Source organism: Pantoea sp. GCM10028869, from assembly GCF_042666835.1.
Taxonomy (GTDB): domain Bacteria; phylum Pseudomonadota; class Gammaproteobacteria; order Enterobacterales; family Enterobacteriaceae; genus Pantoea; species Pantoea leporis.
The window spans coordinates 507,497-525,681 of the sequence record NZ_JBHTGO010000001.1 but is presented as its reverse complement, the minus strand read 5'-3'; the positions used below and the strand labels follow the sequence as shown (position 1 = coordinate 525,681).

The following is an 18,185-nucleotide window of genomic DNA, read 5'->3' as shown; positions in this document are numbered from 1 at the left end:
CATTATCAGCCAGCTATCGCCAGTCGGATGATCATCTCTTCCGGTTGCGTGATCACCTTGATCTTCTGCCCGGTCTCAAATCCCAGCGCCGCCATCCAGTACCCCTTCAGGGTGATGGCCGGTGGCTGCGTGAAGTTTCGGTAATCTCGCACATAACCTGCGCTGTAAAGCCGTTGACAGCTTGCGGGCGTATGACACCTCTGACTTCTGATGCAGTTCAGCCATAGTAACTTGCTCCTCAAGTCGTTGTGGCTAGCGTGTTGTCGACGTCTCAACACGTTCAGTCCGCGCCAAAAATTCTCTCTGTCAGCTGCCTGTCTCCTGCTGCTGCGCTTAAGCACGTTGTTGAGGCAATGCCGGACTAAAATCGAAGAAAACAAGGTAAAGATCACTGACATTACCGAAAAAAGGAAGTAGGATTTAATCCTACTTAGCGGATTGAAGGTGTTCCAATGAGAACAACACAGCAGATGAGTATCACGCTGCCGAATGAAATGGCGGCACAGGTGAAAGCACGCGTTGCCAGTGGCGAATATGCCTCAGAGAGTGAAGTTATCCGGGAAGGTCTGCGGGCGCTGATGGCTCGTGATAATGCGGTGGAACAATGGCTGCGGGAAAAGGTAGTACCGGCCTGGGAAGCACTGCAACGCGGTGAAACAGAAAGCCTCAGTGGTAATGATATCAGGGACAGACTGAAAGCCGAGCACAGGAAGGCAACCGGAGAATAACAATGGATTACAGGGTAGTATTCGCACCGGAAGCGGAAGAACAACTGGCGGAACTGTATCGGTACATCGCAAAGGCGGCGACACCGGAAACGGCTCTGAGCTATACGGAAGGCGTTATCAGTTACTGTGAGTCTCTGGAGCGCTTTCCGCATCGGGGAAATCGCCGGGACGATATCTTGCCAGGGCTGAGAGTTACGAACTATCGTAAAAGAACAATTATCGCCTTTATGGTCCGAAATAAGACAGTGAGTGTTCTGGGTGTATGGCACGGCGGGCAGGATTACGAAAATGATCTGCTTAGCGATGAAGCGGACTGAGCGCCAGGGGCGCAGTAATGGGTGCATCAGGTGAAGGACAGCAGCAATCACAGCGGCAGCACTGATATAATGCAAGGCGGCTGATTATTCATAACAGTGGCATACAGCGTCCCAGCCCCTAAATCAGGAACCTACATCCCTCCATGAACATCAAAATCCAGCAAGCCGATCCCCACTCATCAGAATCCCAATTACTGGTTGAGAAGTTATCAGCCGAACTCGCCGTCATAACCGGCGATAACGGCAAAAGTCATTTCAACGCCCGGGAGCTCAACAATGAGCATTCTTTGTGGGTACTTGCCAGAGATGAAGCGGGCACCGCCGTGGGCTGCGGGGCGTTGAGACCGCTTGCAAACCACACCGCTGAAGTGAAGCGCATGTATTCCGATCGAAGTGTGCCGGGCATTGGCGCTGCGCTGCTGGAGTATCTGGAAATGCGGGCCAGGAGCATGGGATACCGCGAAATTCGGCTATCTACCCGCGTGATCAATAGCCGTGCCGTGGCTTTTTATCACCGTTCAGGCTACGCGCAAATCCAGAACTACGAACCTTACATCGGCAGAAACGAATCAATCTGTTTTGCTAAAACGCTGTGAGTATGACAGCCGACTAATGGTAAGTTGCCACTAGTCGTATAACGATTACGGAGGTTGTCGCTATGCATGGTCTGAGCGCTACTTCTCATCCGGACCCACATTCACACACGCACCACATCGTCTCGCAGTTAGCCGTGTGGCCCCTTTAGCGTTCGATCAGCTACATCATGCCTGGTTCAAAGCACCGCCAGAAGGAAATGGCAAAGTCTGGTTCGCTCAGCCTCTGCAAGAGTTAAAACTAACGCTGACTGGCTATCATCTGCAAACCAGCGACTTAAGTGAAATCAACTACGGTAAATATTATTACTGGGGCTTGATTATTAAAGAATCGCCTGAAGCGGTGATGTCCGCGCTTAACCAGCTAAGCTGGAATAAGGCTGGCGATGATTACATTGCTCAAGCGATGATCAAGGCGGATAACAACAGTGCATGGGAAAAAAATAACCAGGCAGTATCCGGCATTGCCCCAGAAAAAGGTAGCACTGAAAAACTGTTGATGCTTAGCCAAAGCAATGAAGGAACATTATTGCTCTGTTCAATTCAGGGAAATATTACGCCTGACATGCTTAAGTCATTGCGACCTGATTTAACCGGCGGGGCAGTAAAATGAAAAAGCTGACTGGATTAGCATTACTAATGCTCACGGGTTGTGCCATGAATAATAAACCCCAGCCGCAAACACCTGAGAAGGGACCACCGGGTTTTGTGAAATTCTTTAGGATGACAAAATTACCTCCTATATTGATTTCCGCGTGATTTCAACTTATCAAGGTAATAGTCACTTACGCCGTTTTTATTTCATCAATAACTATGCGAAGCAGACAAAAATCATTGATAACCCACCGTTGTACATTGCCAGTTCACGGGCAATAAATGTCATTAACTGTGATAAAAATCAGCGTGCCGTGATGGGAAGATCTTTTTTTTCCAAACCTTTTGCCGAAGGCGAACTTGTTCATGCGAGTGCCGAAATAGGGCAGTGGGAATCATTCCCGGAGAACTCTCTTATAGGAATAACCGCTGGGATGATGTGCCGAATTCCAGTTGAGAAACTTAAACCGGAACCCGCAAAAGAGAGCCGCAAGCCATTATTAGATTTGTAATCAAATAAGCAGCGATTAAACCGCTCCCGCCGTACCTTCAAAAACCGTCACCAGCAATTGCCATAAATGCTGCGCGGCGGGCGTGAAGCGGTGATCGGCGCTGCGTAATAAGTGGCATTGGCTTTCGCGGGCGATGCGATGGTGAATCGGCACGGCGACTAAGTTCTTAGCGATGAGGTCGTCTTTAACCACTTTGGCGGTCATAAACGCGATGCCCATGCCGGCCTGGCTTAAGGCGATGGCGCTGGAAAACAGATTACAGCTATAAGCCGGGCTGAATATAAATCCTTCCTGACTGAACATGGCATTCATATAACTTTGAATGCCAAAATTTTTGTCCATGCCAATTAATGAATAATTGACCAGTTCGGCCACCTCGATTTGCGAATAATCCGCGATGGGGTGTTGGCTGTGCACCACCGCACAGATGGGTCCGCGGTGAAAACTCAAACACTTCAGGCCGGGAGGGCCAATCGGGCCAAAACCCACCGCCATATCAACGTCGCCTTTGGCAATCAACGACACGGTGGTTTGCATATCGCCCGACAGGATATCGATAAACACGTCGGGATAAGTTTGCGAAAACGGCTGTAACACATGCCTTACAACTTCATCCACCATGCCCTGCCCGACGCGTAATTTGATTGAGCCGCCGCGCTTATGGCGCAGATCTTTTAACTGACGATCCAACTGGCTGCGCCGTTGATGGGTGTGCGCGTAATCTTCAGCCAATAACTTTCCAGCTTCGGTCAGAACCACATTACGGCCACGTCGCTCTAACAGCGGCAATTGCATCTCCCGCGCCAGTTGCGATAACTGACGGCTGATGGCGGCGGGATCAACATCCAGGGCTTCCGCCGCGCGACGAATACCGCCGTAATTGCCCACTTCATACAGATACCTTATGGATTTTTCTGGATAGAGCAGCATCGCCATAGGTTTTTACTATCTGTTGATCTGAGGTCAACAATAATAGCCTTTTATCTCCATTTTTTAAGCGCATTTTTATCTCCATACTCGAAGATTCACTATGCGAGGGCAGTACAAATGAAAACTATAAAAAATTACCTGCAACAACATGCCGATGAAATTCTTCTGGATATCAAGGGATTGGTCGCGGCGGAATCTCCATCAATGAACAAGGCCGCCGTGGATCGTTGTGGCGAAGTCTTACAAGCGCTGTTTGCCAAACGTTTGGGTGTGGTAGCAGAGATTGATGAGCAACCGCATTACGGCAATCACCTGAAATTCACGCTGGGAAGCGGTGACGAGCAAACCGTGTTACTCGGGCATTTCGATACCGTCTGGGATGAAGGCGAGTTGGTGATGCGTGAAGAAGACGGCAAGCTTTACGGCCCTGGCGTGCTGGATATGAAGGCCGGTCTGGTGCAAGCCATCTGGGCAGTACGCGCGTTGCAACAGCACGATTTACTGGCGGGTAAACGCATCGTGTTTCTATGCGGTAGCGATGAGGAGGTGGGTAGCCCAAGCTCCAGCGCCTGGTTATCGCAGCACGCTTTGGGATCGACGCAAGTGCTGGTGGTTGAGCCTGCGGTGGCGGGATCGGGCGCACTAAAAACAGCGCGCAAAGGTACCGGACAATATGAAATTACCCTCAACGGATTAGCGGCGCACGCCGGGAACAATCCCGAAGAGGGCATCAGCGCGGTACAAGAAATGGCGCATCAGATCATGTTCTTGCACAGCTTAAACGCGCCAGAGCGCGGCACCACCGTCAATGTCGGAATCGCGCGTGGCGGCAACCGCATCAATGTGGTGGCGGATAAAGCAGTATTAGGCATTGATACGCGCGTCACCAGCGAAGCAGAAGCCGAGCGCATCCACGCCGAAATCAGCCAGATCACGCCACATTTAGCCGGCATCACGCTGGATATTAGCGGCGCACAATCACGTCCGCCAATGCGTCAAACACCGGAATCGTTGCTGCTGATGGAACGTGCGCAGCAGGTTGCCTTACAGCTTGGTTTCGAGGTGGAAGGCAAAGCGGTTGGCGGCGGCAGCGACGGCAATTTCACTGCTGCGTTGGGCATTCCAACCTTGGATGGTTTGGGCGCAACCGGCGCAGGTATTCATGCACGTCATGAACATATCATTATTGCCGATATTGCTCCGCGCGCGGCGTTGGTGGCGGGCTTGATCCTCGGAGATGATGCGCATGTCTCAGGTTAATGTTGAGAAAAATACGCTGCGCCAACCGCCAGCAGCGAAAACCGAGCAAAGTCCTTATCTGCTGCTGTTTATTATTTTGGTGCTGGCGGCGGTGGCAACCTGGATTATTCCGGCGGGCAAGTTTGACCATGAAACCCGCAATGGCATCACTTTTGCCATCAAGGGAAGTTTGCATGAAGTCGCGCGTTCGGGCGTTTATCCCGGCGAAATCTTCATGGCGATTGTGCAAGGTGTCATCAAAGCCGCGCCGATCATTTTCCTGATTCTGTTTACCGGCGGGTTATTAGCGGTGATCGAATCGACCGGTGCTATTGCCACGGCGCTTAATTCATTGTCGCGCAGTACCAAAATAAGCGATACGCGCATTATCATCATTTTTGGTGTGATATTCGCCATTCTCGGCACCACCGGCGTGGTGCAAAACTCGGTAGTGGCGTTTGTGCCGATTGGTTTATTAGTGGCGCGCTCTTTGGGTTTATCGCCAATGATTGGTATGGCGCTGGTGTATTTAACCTGCGCGGCGGGTTTTAACGTTGCGGTATTAGGTCCAGCCACCACCGGATTAACTCAACATCTGGCGCAGTTACCGCTGTTCTCCGGCATGTTGTTGCGCGGCATCACCTGTTTATTGTTCGTAATAACGGTGATGACCTATTTGATTATCTCGGTGAAACGCGCGCGAAATAATGGTGAAGTGCGAATAGAACAAACGGCGCAGAATGATGAATCACTGGCGATTACTGGTCGGCATAAACTGATTTTGATCACCTGCGCCGCAACGCTGATTGTATTTATGATTGGCACGGTGCAATTACATTGGGCCACCAATGAAATGTCGGCGATGTTTATTATTCTGTCGATTATGGTCGGCATGATGGGTCGCATGTCGGGTTCTGCCATTGCCAACACCTTCCTTACGGGTTGCTCGCAATTGGTAAAAGGCGGCTTCATTGTGGGTATGGCTGGCGCGATTTCCGTGGTGTTGCAACAGGGCAATATTCTTGATCCGATTGTTGGCTTCCTGTCTGATTTACTGGCACCGGTTCATCCCGCCATTGCGGCGGTGGGCATGTTCATTAGCGCGGCGTTGATGCATTTCGGTATTTCATCCGGTTCCGGTGAATCCGCTTTGCTGATCCCGATCTTCTCGCCGCTCGGCGATAACCTTGGTTTAACCCGTCAGGTGACGGTGCAAACGGTGTTGCTGGGTGAAGGTATCGTCAACTCCATCAGCCCAACTTCTGGCGTGTTAATGGCAGCCTTGGCCACCGCTAATATCTCTTTCAGCAAATGGATTAAATTCGTTGCGCCGGTAGTGGCGATTTGGTTTGCCATTTGTGTTGTCACCTTATTAATTGGTGTGGCGATCAACTGGGGACCATTCTAATAAATCGTAAGAAGCCACTTAATGGTGGCTTCTTATTTTTATATTGTTGTTAACACGATCAACATCCTTTCCGCTATTTCAGTCCCACGAATAATTGCATTCAATCCCCGGCCTTTTCTTAAAGTTATCTCATCATCGCTATTTGGCTTAAGTCGCGCTGGAACTGTCTCGCGTAAAGTGATGTTATTGCCGCGTCGCAGAATTTCTTTACGTTCAATTACACAAATTAATAATAGCCAAACCCATTGCTGGCGATGTCTTTACGCATCGCGGCAGCGTTGCACGCTTCTCTGGAGTGAACGATGATGTTTCGATTGCATCCGCTGTTTATTAGCCTTATTGCCGCTTACGGTGTGTTTAATCCAGCCTCGCCAGTTTGGGCGGCGACGCTTAAGCCTTTTACGCCAGAATTAAATGACAACCGCGCCGGCGTGTTTTGTATTTGCAATGGCTCGACTCAAACTTTAAGTGGCAATCAGCGGTTTGCGCCCGGTCAGGACGGCGGTGGCACCATATCCATCGGACAATTGCTCAGCAGTGGCAGAATTATTTCGTATTCCTGGCAAGATTCAGGTCGCGTCGATCTGGGCGCGCAGAATTATGTGATTAACGTGCCAGACGCCAATGGCAGCGGCAGTAATAGCGTTCAGGTATATAACTCCGCCGCGATTAGTGCCATTGAAACCAATACCTTGCCGAATTTTTATAACGTTAATAATGGGCAGTATATCAACGCGCGCGTTGCGCAGGTCAGCAACGGCACCATCAATGTTGATATCGGGCAGAAGGGCGCTGCGACCACCGCCAGCACCAACGGCTGGTCGATGGCGGCGAAACAGAGCGAATTGTTTACTGCCAGCGGCAGCGGCACCATGAACTGGAACTCCGCCAACCGCATCTCCTTTTTTGGCTCCTACACGCCTTACACCTATCAACTGGGGCAATGGTTCGACAATGTGGTCTCCTGGCGCGGCGCGTTTAGCGTCACTACGCTGGACAATGCCACCACTTCATTCAACGTTTCCAACGTCAGCAGCTTGCAGAGTTACAACAATTGGCTGATTGAGCAATTGCAAAACGGCAATCTGGCCGCCGATAGCTACAGCAGCGAGTTTAATAAAGCGCTCTCCTTGCGCAGCGATGTCATCGCCTATGTGATCGATGCCGATGAATACTACGACGAAGTGACGCAGCCGATTGGCGAACGCATTGTGTTAAGCGCTGATGGCCCCAATGCCAGGGCAACCATTGGTAGCAGCGGCATACTGGAAGTGGTAAATGCCAGCAGCGCGGCGATGCGCGCCAGCAACGGCGCGACGGCGGTGATTGACGGCAAACTGGCCAGCGTTGGCAGCAACGCACTGGAACTGTTGAACGGTAGCACCGGCATTAACAACGGCGTCATAAACAGCGGCTTTTTCAATAATGCCGATGGCAACGGCGTCGATGCCTCGACCGTTGGTGCGAGTGGCACCGGCGTGTATGCCAACGGTGGCAGCCGCTTCATCAATAATGGCGTGATCAATACCGCGATTAACAGCACCGGCATCCGTCTCGAGGATGCCAGCGGTGCGAATAACGGCACCATCAATGTGAAGGGCAAGGGCTCGACGGGCGTTGCCGTTTCGGGCAGCCAGGCCAATTTTGCCCAGAACGGCAGAATCAATTTGTACGGCGAAAATACGGTTGGTGTTGATGTGCGCGATGACGCCAGATTAACCATCAGCGATGCCAGTTCACTGCATTTTTACGCGCCGAATCAAACCGGTTATCAAGCCACCAACTATGCGCACATCGATAGCCACGGCGGCAGTTATGATGTCTCCACGCCAGGTTCGGCGCTGTATCGCCTGAGTGATGGCGTGATCTTTAATCCGGTGGTGGCTGCCGACGTGACGATGAGCGGTGCCAACACACGCGGCATTGTCGCTTCAGGTGCCGGTTCACGACTTTACGGCACCACCTTGTACGGCACCGACAGCTATCACGTTAACGGCGAAGGGGCGATTGCGGTTCAGAGCTCGGAGGGTGCAGACGTGACCATCACCAACCCGATTGAGCTGAACGGCAACAATACCATTGCGGGCACCGGGCAAGGTGGATTCTTCGCCAACGTGGCGCCGATCACCGGCAACGGAACCAACGCCACTGCCTTTGATATCCGCGACGGTGTGATCTATCAGTCAACGCCGCGCGGCACCATAAATCTCAGCGGGCCAAACAGCATCGGCGTGCGTATTCGCGGCGGCGGAAATATCTTTGATGGAGCCAGCTCCAACATAGCCTCGGGTATCGCGCTGGATACCGCCGAAGGCAATACCGTTTATTGGACCGATCACAGCGGATTGAGTGCGGGCGGCATTGCTGCGGTGCGCGTTGGCAATAACGGCGGCCTAACGATTAATGGTGATACCGCCGGGCCGAATTTTTACTACAGCACCATCAACGCCAATGCTGGCGCAGACACCATCTTACTGGATAAAGGCGCAGCATCGTTAAGCGCCAGCAACATCGGACTCTACAATTCTGGCGGCGGCAGCGTGCTCAACAACCGCGCGGAAACCAGCAATATTTCGCTGCAAGATGTCGGGATGAACACCGATGGCGGCACGTTAATTCGCTCCGCGACTTCATTCGATCCTAATGGTTACATGCTCGGTACGGTCAGCGGTGCAGGCGCGACGGGTTATGTGTTTAGCAAAGAAGATGGTTCTACCACCAGCAACGATTTGATCATCCCACAAGGTTACAGCTTCTTTGTCTATGGTCCGGCAACCGGCGTGCGCGCCAACACCACCGGGCGGGTGATCGCCAACGGTAACATCATCGTTAACAGTTCCGATGGCGGCTCGGCGATTGTCACCAGCACCGCCAGCGAGGTGATCAACCGCGGCACCATCGTTTCGCTCAGCCTGGTTTCGCCAATTATCGATCTGCGTGGCGGCAACTCCGTATTTATCAATGAAGGCAACGTCACCGCGCCTTACCCGGAAACGGTAGTGGTTGCTGGTGGCGCCACCAATGACCAGATCGCGCTGGTCGATGGCAACGTGGTGGGCGATGTGAACACCGGCAACGGCACCGACGTGGTCGAACTCACCGGCGGAACCATTGACGGCAGCGTGACGATGGGAACCGGTGTTAACAATGTGGCTTCGATCGCCAACGTCAGTCTGGCAAACACGCGTCACATCACTACCGCAGGCGGCAGCGGCAGCACGCTGAACTTTAGTGAGATTAACGCGCGCGGGGGCTCGTTCAGCAACGATGATCTGGCGCGCGGCGTTAACCTCGGCGCAGGCTGGAGCACCATCAACTTCTACAACACGCAATTTACCCTTACCGATAATCTCAAACTGGCACACAGCACCATCAACGTGGATAGCGGCTCAACGCTGTTTGTCGGCGATCAGGTCAATCCGGTTTTGTCGGGCGAGACTGACGATTCGTTGGTGGTGAATAACGCCGGTACGTTGAATCTCACCAACGGCAGCGGCGCGGCGGGCAACACGTTGACCATCAACGGTGATTTGGCGTCGGCGGGCGGCAAGCTGGCGTTGCGGACGCAGGGCGCGCAAAGCGACACTTTACGCGTTAACGGCAACGTGACCGGCACTACCTTTATCAATGATGCGCTGAGTGCTGCCACGCTGGCGGATAGCAATCGAGATGGCGTGATCTCCGCCAATGAAGGCGTTTCTCTGGTGCAGGTTGCTGGTAGCGCCAGCGCCAATAGCTTCGCGCTGCAACGGGGTTATGTCGCGGCAGGGCCGTGGCAATACGGGCTTTATAGCTTTGCCCCCGAGAATGGCAATACAACCTGGGATTATCGTCTGGCCAATAACTACGTTTGTAAAGATGGTTACCTTTGTCAGCCGCAGACAGCAGGCAGCGGCGCGCTGCGCCCGGCGGTCATTCCACAGCTTCCTTCGTACATTTCGGCGCCGGTCGGATTGGCGTATTACACTCTGGCAACCATTGGTGATTTACATCAACGCCTGGGCGAATTGCGGCAGAATCCAGACGGATCAGCGGAAATGTTCATCCGTTATTCCGGCTCCAACCAGAAGTACAAAACTAACCTTGATACGGCGCATTACGGTTACGACTTTGACCTCGATTACAGCGCGGTGCAGTTTGGCGGCAACCTACTGCGGTTGGACGGCGAGCAAGATAGTCTACGCGGCGGCCTGGCTTACACGCGCGGCAATGCGCGCATCCGACCGAATGCAGCTGATGGTTACAGCTCAACAGATTTCGACAGCGACAGCCTGGCGATTTACGGCACCTGGCAGCGCGCAAGTGGCTTCTATCTGGATGGCGCGCTTTCACTCGATTGGCATCGTGGCGACACCGATATCGCCCGACAAAAAGAGGTGGCGAAGTTGAAAGGCAAAGGCTGGACCGCATCGCTGGAGAGTGGTTATCCGTTCCAGTTGGCGAACGGCATTCGTCTTGAGCCGCAAGCGCAACTGCTGCATCTGCATTTGAAGTTGGATGACTTCACCGACGACGATCAAACCCAAGTCTCTTACGACGATTATGACCAAACCATTGGCCGCGTCGGCGCACGTCTGGCACGGACCTGGAACGATAGCGGCAGCGGGCAATATACGCCGTATCTGCGCACTAACTACTATCGCGGTTGGGGCGGCACGGCGAAAGTGGATGTTGGTGCCAGTAACAGCGAGGTTAGCGATAACTTCAACAGCGGCAAGTTCGGCCAGATGTGGGATGCCGGCATCGGCGGCAATGCGGCTTTCACTAACAATGTCTCGCTGTATGCCGAAGCCAATTACCGCAAAGAGATCGACGGCAACGGCGTGCAAGGCTGGAATTACAACGCGGGCGTACGCTGGGTGTTTTGATAAAACGGTTACCCCCACAAGCCCGCCGGTTTAGTTGACGGCGGGCTTTTTTACCTGTTACGAACGCAGTAAAATTGACAACCTACTAATGGTAAGTTACTACTAGTAGTTTACCCATCACGGAGGTTGTCGCTATGCATGCTCTGATCGTAACTGCTCACCCGGACCCACATTCACACACGCACCACATCGTCTCCCAGGTGGCACAAGGAATTGCTGCTGGTGGCCACAGCTATGAAATTGCCGATCTGGCGGCGGAGCAGTTCGATCCGCGCTTCAATCAGGCCGATTTCGATCAGTTCAAAAGTGGTGCGCCATCGCCGACAGATGTGTTGGCGGAACAGCAACGCCTGGATCGCGCCGATGCATTGATTCTGGTTTATCCCATCTATTGGTGGTCGTTTCCGGCGCAGCTGAAAGGCTGGATCGATCGCGTTTTCACCCAAGGTTGGGCGTACGATGATGATGGCCAAACTGTGGTGAAAAAGCTCGGCCATTTGCAGGTGCATTTGCTGGCGCTGGGCGCGGCGAGCCAGCGCACCTATGTGCGTCGGGGCTATTTCAGCAGCATGCGCACGCAGATCGATGAGGGGATTTTTGGCTATTGCGGCGCGCCGGTGGTGACCAGCGAATTGCTGCTGCCAACCGATGAACATTATCCCGATGCGCATTACACGCTGGCAAACCAACTCGGACAGCGACTTTTTAACGTGAAGGAAATGGCATGAATCAACCCACTCGCCAGCGCATGTCACATCAGGCACGTCGTCAGCAACTAATTGGCGTGGCGTGGAATTTGGTGCGCGAGCAGGGCAGCGATGCGCTGACGTTAGGACGCGTGGCGGAAGAAGCGGGCGTCAGTAAACCGGTGGTCTACGATCATTTTGGTACGCGCCACGGTCTGCTCGCGGCGCTGTATGAAGATTTTGATCTGCGCCAGAACGCGATTATCGAGGCGGCGATGCATGCTGCCGGTGCCAGCCTTGCCGAGCGAGCAAACGTGGTGGCGTCGAGTTACGTCGATTGCGTGTTAACGCAGGGACGTGAAATTCCCGATGTGCTGTCGGCGCTTGATAGCACGCCGGAACTGGCGGAAGTGAAACGTAAATACCAGCTCGATTTCATTGAAAAATTTCGCAGCTGGTTTGCGGAGGCAACGTTGCCGCAAGCCAGCATGTGGGGAATGTTAGGCGCCGCCGATGCGATTTCCCATGCGGTGGTGTGCGGTGACATCAGCCAGCAGCAAGGATTAGCAGAACTTCAGGCGCTGATTCTGGCGCTGGTGGAACGTCACCAGTAACCTTTTATCCAGCCAACAGGAACAACAGATGTCATTACGCGAGATTGATAGCGATTGCTGGCAACAACTGGAGACCGGCGCAAGCGAACCCGATGCCGGTTTTCACTTCTTAACACTCGCGTCGGTTGATCAACAAGGCAGGCCGCAGGCAAGGACGCTGGTGCTGCGCGCGGTTGACCGCGTCAAACGCACGCTGGAGTTGCACACCGATATGCGTAGCCCGAAATGGCAGGCGCTGGCGGTTAATCCAGACGTTACGGTTTTGGGATACAGCGCAAAAACGCAGCTGCGGTTGCAGGGAACGGTTGAGCTGCACGTCGCACACAGCGCAGTAGCTGAAGCGGCTTGGCAACGATTATCGCGCCGGACGCAGCAAACCTATGCTGGCGCTGCGCCGGGAAGTGACATTGACCACCAATCCAATCATGTCGCTAACGCCGAGGATAATTTTGGCGTGTTGCTAATCCGAATTACCCAACTGGATTGGTGCCTGCTGGCGCGGGAAGATAATCAAAGAGCGTTGCTGAATTACACCGACGACGGCGCGCTAGTCAGCAGCAAATGGGTGCATCCGTAGCTAAGGCGTGCATTGTTGCTGCGCCTTGCGACGAACGTTAAACAGCAGAAAACTCGCCAGCGCCAATCCCCAAACGCCCGCCGCGCCATACAAAAGCACGTCGGAAAAACCGTCGGTGAGCACCTGCGCGGCAATATCGTGGTTCAATGAAACCTCGCCGCCGCCGGCGATGCGCTCGGCTAGCGAATGCACATCACTGTGTCCCGGCATAATGCGTTGCAAACTCGCCGCAATGCCCGCCACCAGCAAACTGCCCATCAGCGCGATATTGATGGCAAGCGTAATCAGGCGCGCGCTGATATCAATCCCCGACGCCATGCCAACGCGATTCCCCGGCACCGATCCGGTTGTGGTGTTGGTCACTGGCGTGTTGGTCAGTCCAAGCGCCATTCCAGCGAGCAGCGCGCCTGGCAGTAAACTCATCTGCTGCGCCACGGCGAACTTCATCAACATAAAGCCCGCGCCGATGGTGAATAATCCCAGCGGAATCATGCTCGCCGCGCCAAAGCGCACCACCAGTTTCTCGCCCAGCGGCGGCATCAGTAAGGTTGGTAAAGTGTAAGCCAGCAGCGCCAAACCGGTTGCCATGCTGCTGTAACCAAGGCCGCTTTGATAATAGACCGGCAAATAAATCATCAGCGGCCAGAAGCTGAAGTTCATGCCAATCGAGCCCATTAATGCCCCGGAAAAGGCGCGGATACGGAACACGGAGAAATCAAACATCGGATGTGGATGGCGCTTCTCAATCCATACAAACAGCAGCGCGCTCAGTAGTGTAACCAGCAAAATCAGTTGTGCCGCGACGCTGTTCCAGCCGAGGCTGCTGCCCTGCGTAATGAGATAGGTGGCACCGACCACGCTGAGCGATAAGGTAATCAGGCCGCTGAGATCGAGCTTTTGGGCTTCAGCATCGCGTGATTCCACCACATTTTTCAGCGCGAGGATCAGCGTCAGTAACGCGATAAATCCGTGTACCAGAAACACCCATTGCCAGCTAAACCAGGCAACTAGCATGCCGCCGATGATGGGGCCGAATCCCAGCCCAAAGCCAAAGGTAATGCCCCACGCGGCGAACGCACGGCTACGCGCTTTGCCCTGCGGAAACTGGAACGACAGAATCGCAATCAGGCAGGTTAACATCGCGCCACCGCTTAATCCTTGCAGCAAACGTCCGACAATCAGCCACAGCGCATTGCCCGCCAGTCCGCACATCACCGATGTCACGCCGAAGGCGATGATGCTGATGATGAAGATGCGCTTGCGTCCATAAGTGTCGGCCAGCGTGCCGGTTGCCATTAACACCGCGGTGCAGGCCAGCGTATAGGCGTTCATGATCCACTGCAATTCGCGGAAGCTGGCGTGCATCTCCCTTTCCAGCACCGGCAAAATCACCGGTACGCTGGATATCTCCAGTCCCGACATCAATGCGGCCAGACAAACCGCCATCAGCGCCAACATGTTCTTCATACTCAATCCCTGCGATACGTTAAGAGCGTGCCAGCATGAAAGATTGGCGTGCGAGTGGAAATCTGCCTGCATGCCATATATCGTCAAGATCGTGCCAATTTCTCCGGTGACCTTTAATGCAAATGATTGCTCCGCTTCATGGCCATTCGCCTGCACCGTTCAACCGCCGACTGGTTTTGCTGGCGTATGAATGTCTGTGTACCTTTGAGTTCGGCATCGCCGTTGAGGCTTTCGGGCGTGCCGACGAAGTGTTCGGCCAGCCTGTATACGATTTGAGCGTGGCGTCGGTGGAAGAGGGCGTATTCGGCGCGCAAGGTGGCGTGCGGCTGGTGGTCGACGGCGGACTTGAGCTGCTGGAAGAGGCGGGCACTATCGTGATTCCCGGCTGGCGCAGCGTACATGAACCGGCATCGGATCAGCTTATCGCCGCGTTACAAAAAGCCCATCGCAACGGCACGCGTATTGTTTCGATCTGTGCAGGCAGTTTCGTGTTGGGCGCTGCCGGGTTGCTAAATGGTAAGCGCGCGACCGCACACTGGAACAGCACCAAGATTCTGGCGCAACGCTTCCCGCAGGTGCAGGTTGAGCACGGCATGATTTATGTCGATGAGGACAGCATCATTACGTCAGCGGTTGGCGCAGCGGGCGTGGATTTGTGCCTGCATCTGATTCGCCGCGATTATGGTATTGAAGTGGCAAACCGCACTGCGCGCCGCATGGTGACGCCGCCGCTGCGCGAAGGCAATCAGGCGCAGTTGGTTCAGCAGCCGGTGCCGCAGCGCGCGGCAAAAAATCTTTCGCCGTTACTCGATGATTTGCGTAATCACCTCAATGCGCCGCTGGTGATTGAACAACTCGCCAGGCAAGCTGGCATGAGCCGCCGCACCTTTTTACGCCGTTTCCATGACGCCACCGGCACCACGCCGGGAGAGTGGATGTTGAGCGTGCGGCTGGAAAAAGCTTGCGCACTGCTGGAGAGCGGCAAGCTGAGCATTGAACAGGTTGCTGAACAGGCGGGATTTGGATCGCCAGAAACCTTACGTCATCACTTCAGACAGCGGCTCAACACTACCCCGACCAACTGGCGCAAGTCATTTAGTGAAAGAGGGATAACACAATAGATTCCGTGGGTCGCCGTCTAAGGCGACCGTTTTACATTTAATTCCCGCGATAAGTCGAATAACCAAACGGGCTCAACAGCAGCGGAATATGGTAGTGCTCGCCGGTGGTTTCCATATTGAACTCGACCGGAATTTCCGGGAAGAAGGTTTTCTGGTTGTTCATTTTGTAATAGTCACCGGTTTTAAACACCACGCGATAGCTGCCTGCGCTGGCGGTTTTATCTTCCGGGAACAGCGCGCTAATCCTGCCGTTGCTGTCGGTTTTGCCGCTGGCTAATTTCACCCAGTTATTGTTCTGTTTCTGATCGAGTTCAACCTCAATACCCGCTGTCGGCGAGCCTGTTTGCAGGTTCAAAACATGTACGCTGAGCGGATTTTTTGGTGCTGCCGGTTGTGCTGCTCCCGCTGACAGGCTGGTCGCAATCAGGATGGCGCTGGCTGAGGTAAAGAGAGTTTTCATTAAAATATCCTTTTTAAGCAGGTGAATGTGCTGCAATCCTGGATGCTTCGACAACAAAATCATAATTGATAAGACTAAATGTGAAATTTCTGAGATCTGACGAGCAATCTACCAAGTGCTGACATCTTAGCGGGCATTGATGCAAACCTGGTTGCCATGAAGGGCGAGCATACGTAATGCAGGTCATTGTTGTTGTCACTCCCTCAGTGCAAATGGCGGTTAATTTAATTACCAGCGAGCGACAACTACGCTAATCCACCTCCGATTATTCTGAGTCATCTGTCAGAATTCTTCTCTAAAAGTTGTACCAGTTTAAGTAACATGTACATATATAATTTTGAGTCAGGCATTTATTATTAGCTTGCAAATGTAATTTTGTGGTTAATAAGCGAAGGGTAAAGCCTGGATAAGCGAAGCGGTAAATAAATTGAAGTTGATCAAGAAATAATCGATTATACGGATTTTTAGCTGGAAATAACCCTCCTGACATGGATAAATCTGTATTTAAGCGAAGCGTAAATACAGTATCAGGAGAGTGTTGTGCAGAAGTAAAACGATGTTAGATGTTTATTCTTTTGGGAAGAATGTTATTTGCGTCGGCTGATTTTCCCTCCTTTTCTTCCTGCTTCAATGGCGCGCTCCGGGTCGTTTTTGAAGTTACCGCTGCTAGCCTGACCGCCTTTGCGCCCGGCTTCAGCCGCGCGTTCCTTGTTCTCTGCGAAGTTGCCTGCACCACCACGACGTTGCGGCTTTTTTTCTTCCTCATCGGGTAGCTTCTTAGCGTCCGTCATTGGTTCTCCTCTTTTTTAAATACCAACATGATGCAAAATAAATGTAGTGCCATTTTTTCCAGTTTCAAGCCTGGGTTTCTCTTAAGTCTTAATTCTAAGAGGCTTGCTTATGTTACTTCCAGTTAAATTTTCACTTCTCTCTAAATGTAACTACCATTAGTTAGTTGCTTAAGATTTTTAACATTAAAAAGAAAGCTTCTCTAGCCAGATAATAAGCGAAGCGGTAAGCACATTTACTTACAACCTCAATCGCAATTCTTGCGCGCATTACTTGCAGCTTGACGCTTGCTTGCTACGTTTAATTAATCTTCTTGTTTAGCCTAAATTAACGCTTCGCTTATTTTGCTCAATTAGCCTAAATGAGCTGATGTCATACCCATCAGGCAGCTAACTGTCGATGTTCTTCTCACTACCGGAGCAAATTGATGACCAAGGAATTTGTATATCTGGATTGGTTGCGCGATGCGCATGCGATGGAAAAACATGCAGAGCCCTTGCTGCAGGCAGCTACGCTGCGGCTGGAGGAGTTCCCGCTGTTGCAGGCACGTATGAAGCAATATGCACAACAAACCGCTGAACAGCAGCAGTGGGTGAAAGACGTTTTGAAACGCTACGACAGTAACTGGTCAGCGCTGAAAGACGCGTTAGGACGATTGTCGATCGTTGGGCAAGCCGCGAGCGATATGTTGCGCAATGAAGAGGGCGTGCGCATTGCGGTGAGCAGCTACGTGTTCTGTAACTATAAAGTGGCAACCTACACCGCATTACTGGCCGCAGCGCAACAGGCGGCGGACAGCAAAGGTATTAAGACTTTCCAGCTGATCCTGCAACATGAAATCCAGATGGCAGATTGGCTTCTTCATCAGTTGCCGGACGTGGCGAACGAGGCCATTTTGCATAGCGCGGTAGCCGCAGTCTGACGGATAACTATAAGTGGTCGGCAGCCTTGCTCTGCTGACCGCTCAATTTGGCTTGCAGGTTAAACGCTACAGAGAAACTAACTGTTTTCCCTTAGTCAAATTGCTGCAAATAATAAAATCAGGATCATTCTTTGCTATTTGTTAGCCTGGCGAGAACCTTTATTCTAAATTAAGTAAAAAAACCAGGCTTAGAATTTTATGTTATTCCCTATCAGTAAATGGAACTGATCAATGAAATCGATTTCAGCAAAATAACACTCCGCGTCTGATATTTGAAATGTGACCCTATCAATCATCGTCTCTAATGTTAATGAAATTGCTGACGATAACAGCAGAGATGCTGCCGATTAACGCCTGTAG

General features: G+C 52.6%; 18 protein-coding genes. 13 read left to right on the top strand and 5 right to left on the bottom strand.

Annotated features, from left to right (window positions below; translation table 11 throughout):
* Positions 1-5: 5 nt before the first annotated feature.
* On the bottom strand, positions 6-152 hold the full coding sequence (locus tag ACFQW4_RS02495) for a SymE family type I addiction module toxin (RefSeq protein ID WP_231103523.1): 147 nt from the start codon (positions 150-152) through the stop codon (positions 6-8).
* A gap of 300 nt (positions 153-452) precedes the next feature.
* On the opposite strand from ACFQW4_RS02495, the gene ACFQW4_RS02490 reads away from it, so the two are divergent.
* The 5 genes from ACFQW4_RS02490 (at position 453) to ACFQW4_RS02470 (ending at position 2,744) form a co-directional block, all read left to right on the top strand.
* Positions 453-728, top strand: a complete 276-nt coding sequence (locus ACFQW4_RS02490) for a type II toxin-antitoxin system ParD family antitoxin (RefSeq protein WP_008105709.1) — start codon at positions 453-455, stop codon at positions 726-728.
* Positions 729-730: 2 nt separating this feature from the next.
* Positions 731-1,045: a type II toxin-antitoxin system RelE/ParE family toxin gene (locus ACFQW4_RS02485; RefSeq protein WP_377723565.1), complete on the top strand. Its 315-nt coding sequence runs from the start codon at positions 731-733 to the stop codon at positions 1,043-1,045.
* Between the two features lie 143 nt (positions 1,046-1,188).
* On the top strand, positions 1,189-1,641 hold the full coding sequence (locus ACFQW4_RS02480) for a GNAT family N-acetyltransferase (RefSeq protein ID WP_377723563.1): 453 nt from the start codon (positions 1,189-1,191) through the stop codon (positions 1,639-1,641).
* Between the two features lie 136 nt (positions 1,642-1,777).
* Positions 1,778-2,251, top strand: coding sequence for a hypothetical protein (locus ACFQW4_RS02475; RefSeq protein ID WP_377723561.1), 474 nt, complete (start codon positions 1,778-1,780; stop codon positions 2,249-2,251).
* Positions 2,252-2,393: 142 nt separating this feature from the next.
* A complete protein-coding gene (locus ACFQW4_RS02470; protein ID WP_377723559.1) occupies positions 2,394-2,744 on the top strand; it encodes a surface-adhesin E family protein in 351 nt (116 codons plus the stop codon).
* A 15-nt stretch (positions 2,745-2,759) separates the two neighbouring features.
* On the opposite strand, the gene ACFQW4_RS02465 is transcribed toward ACFQW4_RS02470, so the two are convergent.
* Positions 2,760-3,680 (bottom strand): LysR family transcriptional regulator, encoded by a 921-nt coding sequence (locus ACFQW4_RS02465; protein ID WP_377723557.1) that lies wholly within the window; start codon positions 3,678-3,680, stop codon positions 2,760-2,762.
* A 111-nt stretch (positions 3,681-3,791) separates the two neighbouring features.
* Between ACFQW4_RS02465 and ACFQW4_RS02460 the strand changes: the two genes are divergently transcribed.
* The 6 genes from ACFQW4_RS02460 (at position 3,792) to ACFQW4_RS02435 (ending at position 13,066) form a co-directional block, all read left to right on the top strand.
* On the top strand, positions 3,792-4,934 hold the full coding sequence (locus tag ACFQW4_RS02460) for a M20 family metallopeptidase (protein WP_377723555.1): 1,143 nt from the start codon (positions 3,792-3,794) through the stop codon (positions 4,932-4,934).
* Entirely contained in the window at positions 4,921-6,321 is a 1,401-nt protein-coding gene (locus ACFQW4_RS02455; protein ID WP_377723553.1) for a YfcC family protein, read from the top strand. The genes ACFQW4_RS02460 and ACFQW4_RS02455 overlap by 14 nt, the downstream gene beginning before the upstream one ends.
* Positions 6,322-6,623: 302 nt before the next feature.
* Complete coding sequence (locus tag ACFQW4_RS02450) at positions 6,624-11,189, top strand: autotransporter outer membrane beta-barrel domain-containing protein (protein ID WP_377723551.1); 4,566 nt, start codon at positions 6,624-6,626, stop codon at positions 11,187-11,189.
* A 134-nt stretch (positions 11,190-11,323) separates the two neighbouring features.
* Positions 11,324-11,917 carry an NAD(P)H-dependent oxidoreductase gene (locus ACFQW4_RS02445; RefSeq protein ID WP_377723549.1) on the top strand — a complete coding sequence of 198 codons (594 nt, stop codon included), beginning with the start codon at positions 11,324-11,326 and terminating at the stop codon, positions 11,915-11,917.
* The gene (locus ACFQW4_RS02440) at positions 11,914-12,489 is read left to right on the top strand and encodes a TetR/AcrR family transcriptional regulator (protein ID WP_137387043.1); all 576 of its coding nucleotides are present in this window, start codon (positions 11,914-11,916) and stop codon (positions 12,487-12,489) included. Before ACFQW4_RS02445 ends, ACFQW4_RS02440 begins: the two co-directional genes overlap by 4 nt.
* A gap of 28 nt (positions 12,490-12,517) precedes the next feature.
* The gene (locus ACFQW4_RS02435; RefSeq protein WP_377723547.1) at positions 12,518-13,066 is read left to right on the top strand and encodes a pyridoxamine 5'-phosphate oxidase family protein; all 549 of its coding nucleotides are present in this window, start codon (positions 12,518-12,520) and stop codon (positions 13,064-13,066) included.
* Here the strand turns inward: ACFQW4_RS02435 and ACFQW4_RS02430 are convergent, their stop codons facing one another.
* Complete coding sequence (locus ACFQW4_RS02430) at positions 13,067-14,533, bottom strand: MFS transporter (RefSeq protein ID WP_377723545.1); 1,467 nt, start codon at positions 14,531-14,533, stop codon at positions 13,067-13,069. It lies immediately after the preceding gene.
* Positions 14,534-14,649: 116 nt separating this feature from the next.
* On the opposite strand from ACFQW4_RS02430, the gene ACFQW4_RS02425 reads away from it, so the two are divergent.
* Positions 14,650-15,654 carry a helix-turn-helix domain-containing protein gene (locus tag ACFQW4_RS02425; protein WP_377723544.1) on the top strand — a complete coding sequence of 335 codons (1,005 nt, stop codon included), beginning with the start codon at positions 14,650-14,652 and terminating at the stop codon, positions 15,652-15,654.
* A gap of 37 nt (positions 15,655-15,691) precedes the next feature.
* On the opposite strand, the gene uraH is transcribed toward ACFQW4_RS02425, so the two are convergent.
* Positions 15,692-16,114 (bottom strand): hydroxyisourate hydrolase, encoded by a 423-nt coding sequence (gene uraH, locus ACFQW4_RS02420; protein WP_192412768.1) that lies wholly within the window; start codon positions 16,112-16,114, stop codon positions 15,692-15,694.
* A 587-nt stretch (positions 16,115-16,701) separates the two neighbouring features.
* Positions 16,702-16,905 (bottom strand): general stress protein, encoded by a 204-nt coding sequence (locus ACFQW4_RS02415; RefSeq protein WP_064740224.1) that lies wholly within the window; start codon positions 16,903-16,905, stop codon positions 16,702-16,704.
* A gap of 425 nt (positions 16,906-17,330) precedes the next feature.
* Between ACFQW4_RS02415 and ACFQW4_RS02410 the strand changes: the two genes are divergently transcribed.
* The gene (locus tag ACFQW4_RS02410; protein ID WP_222183016.1) at positions 17,331-17,825 is read left to right on the top strand and encodes a DUF892 family protein; all 495 of its coding nucleotides are present in this window, start codon (positions 17,331-17,333) and stop codon (positions 17,823-17,825) included.
* The last annotated feature ends 360 nt before the right edge of the window (positions 17,826-18,185 follow it).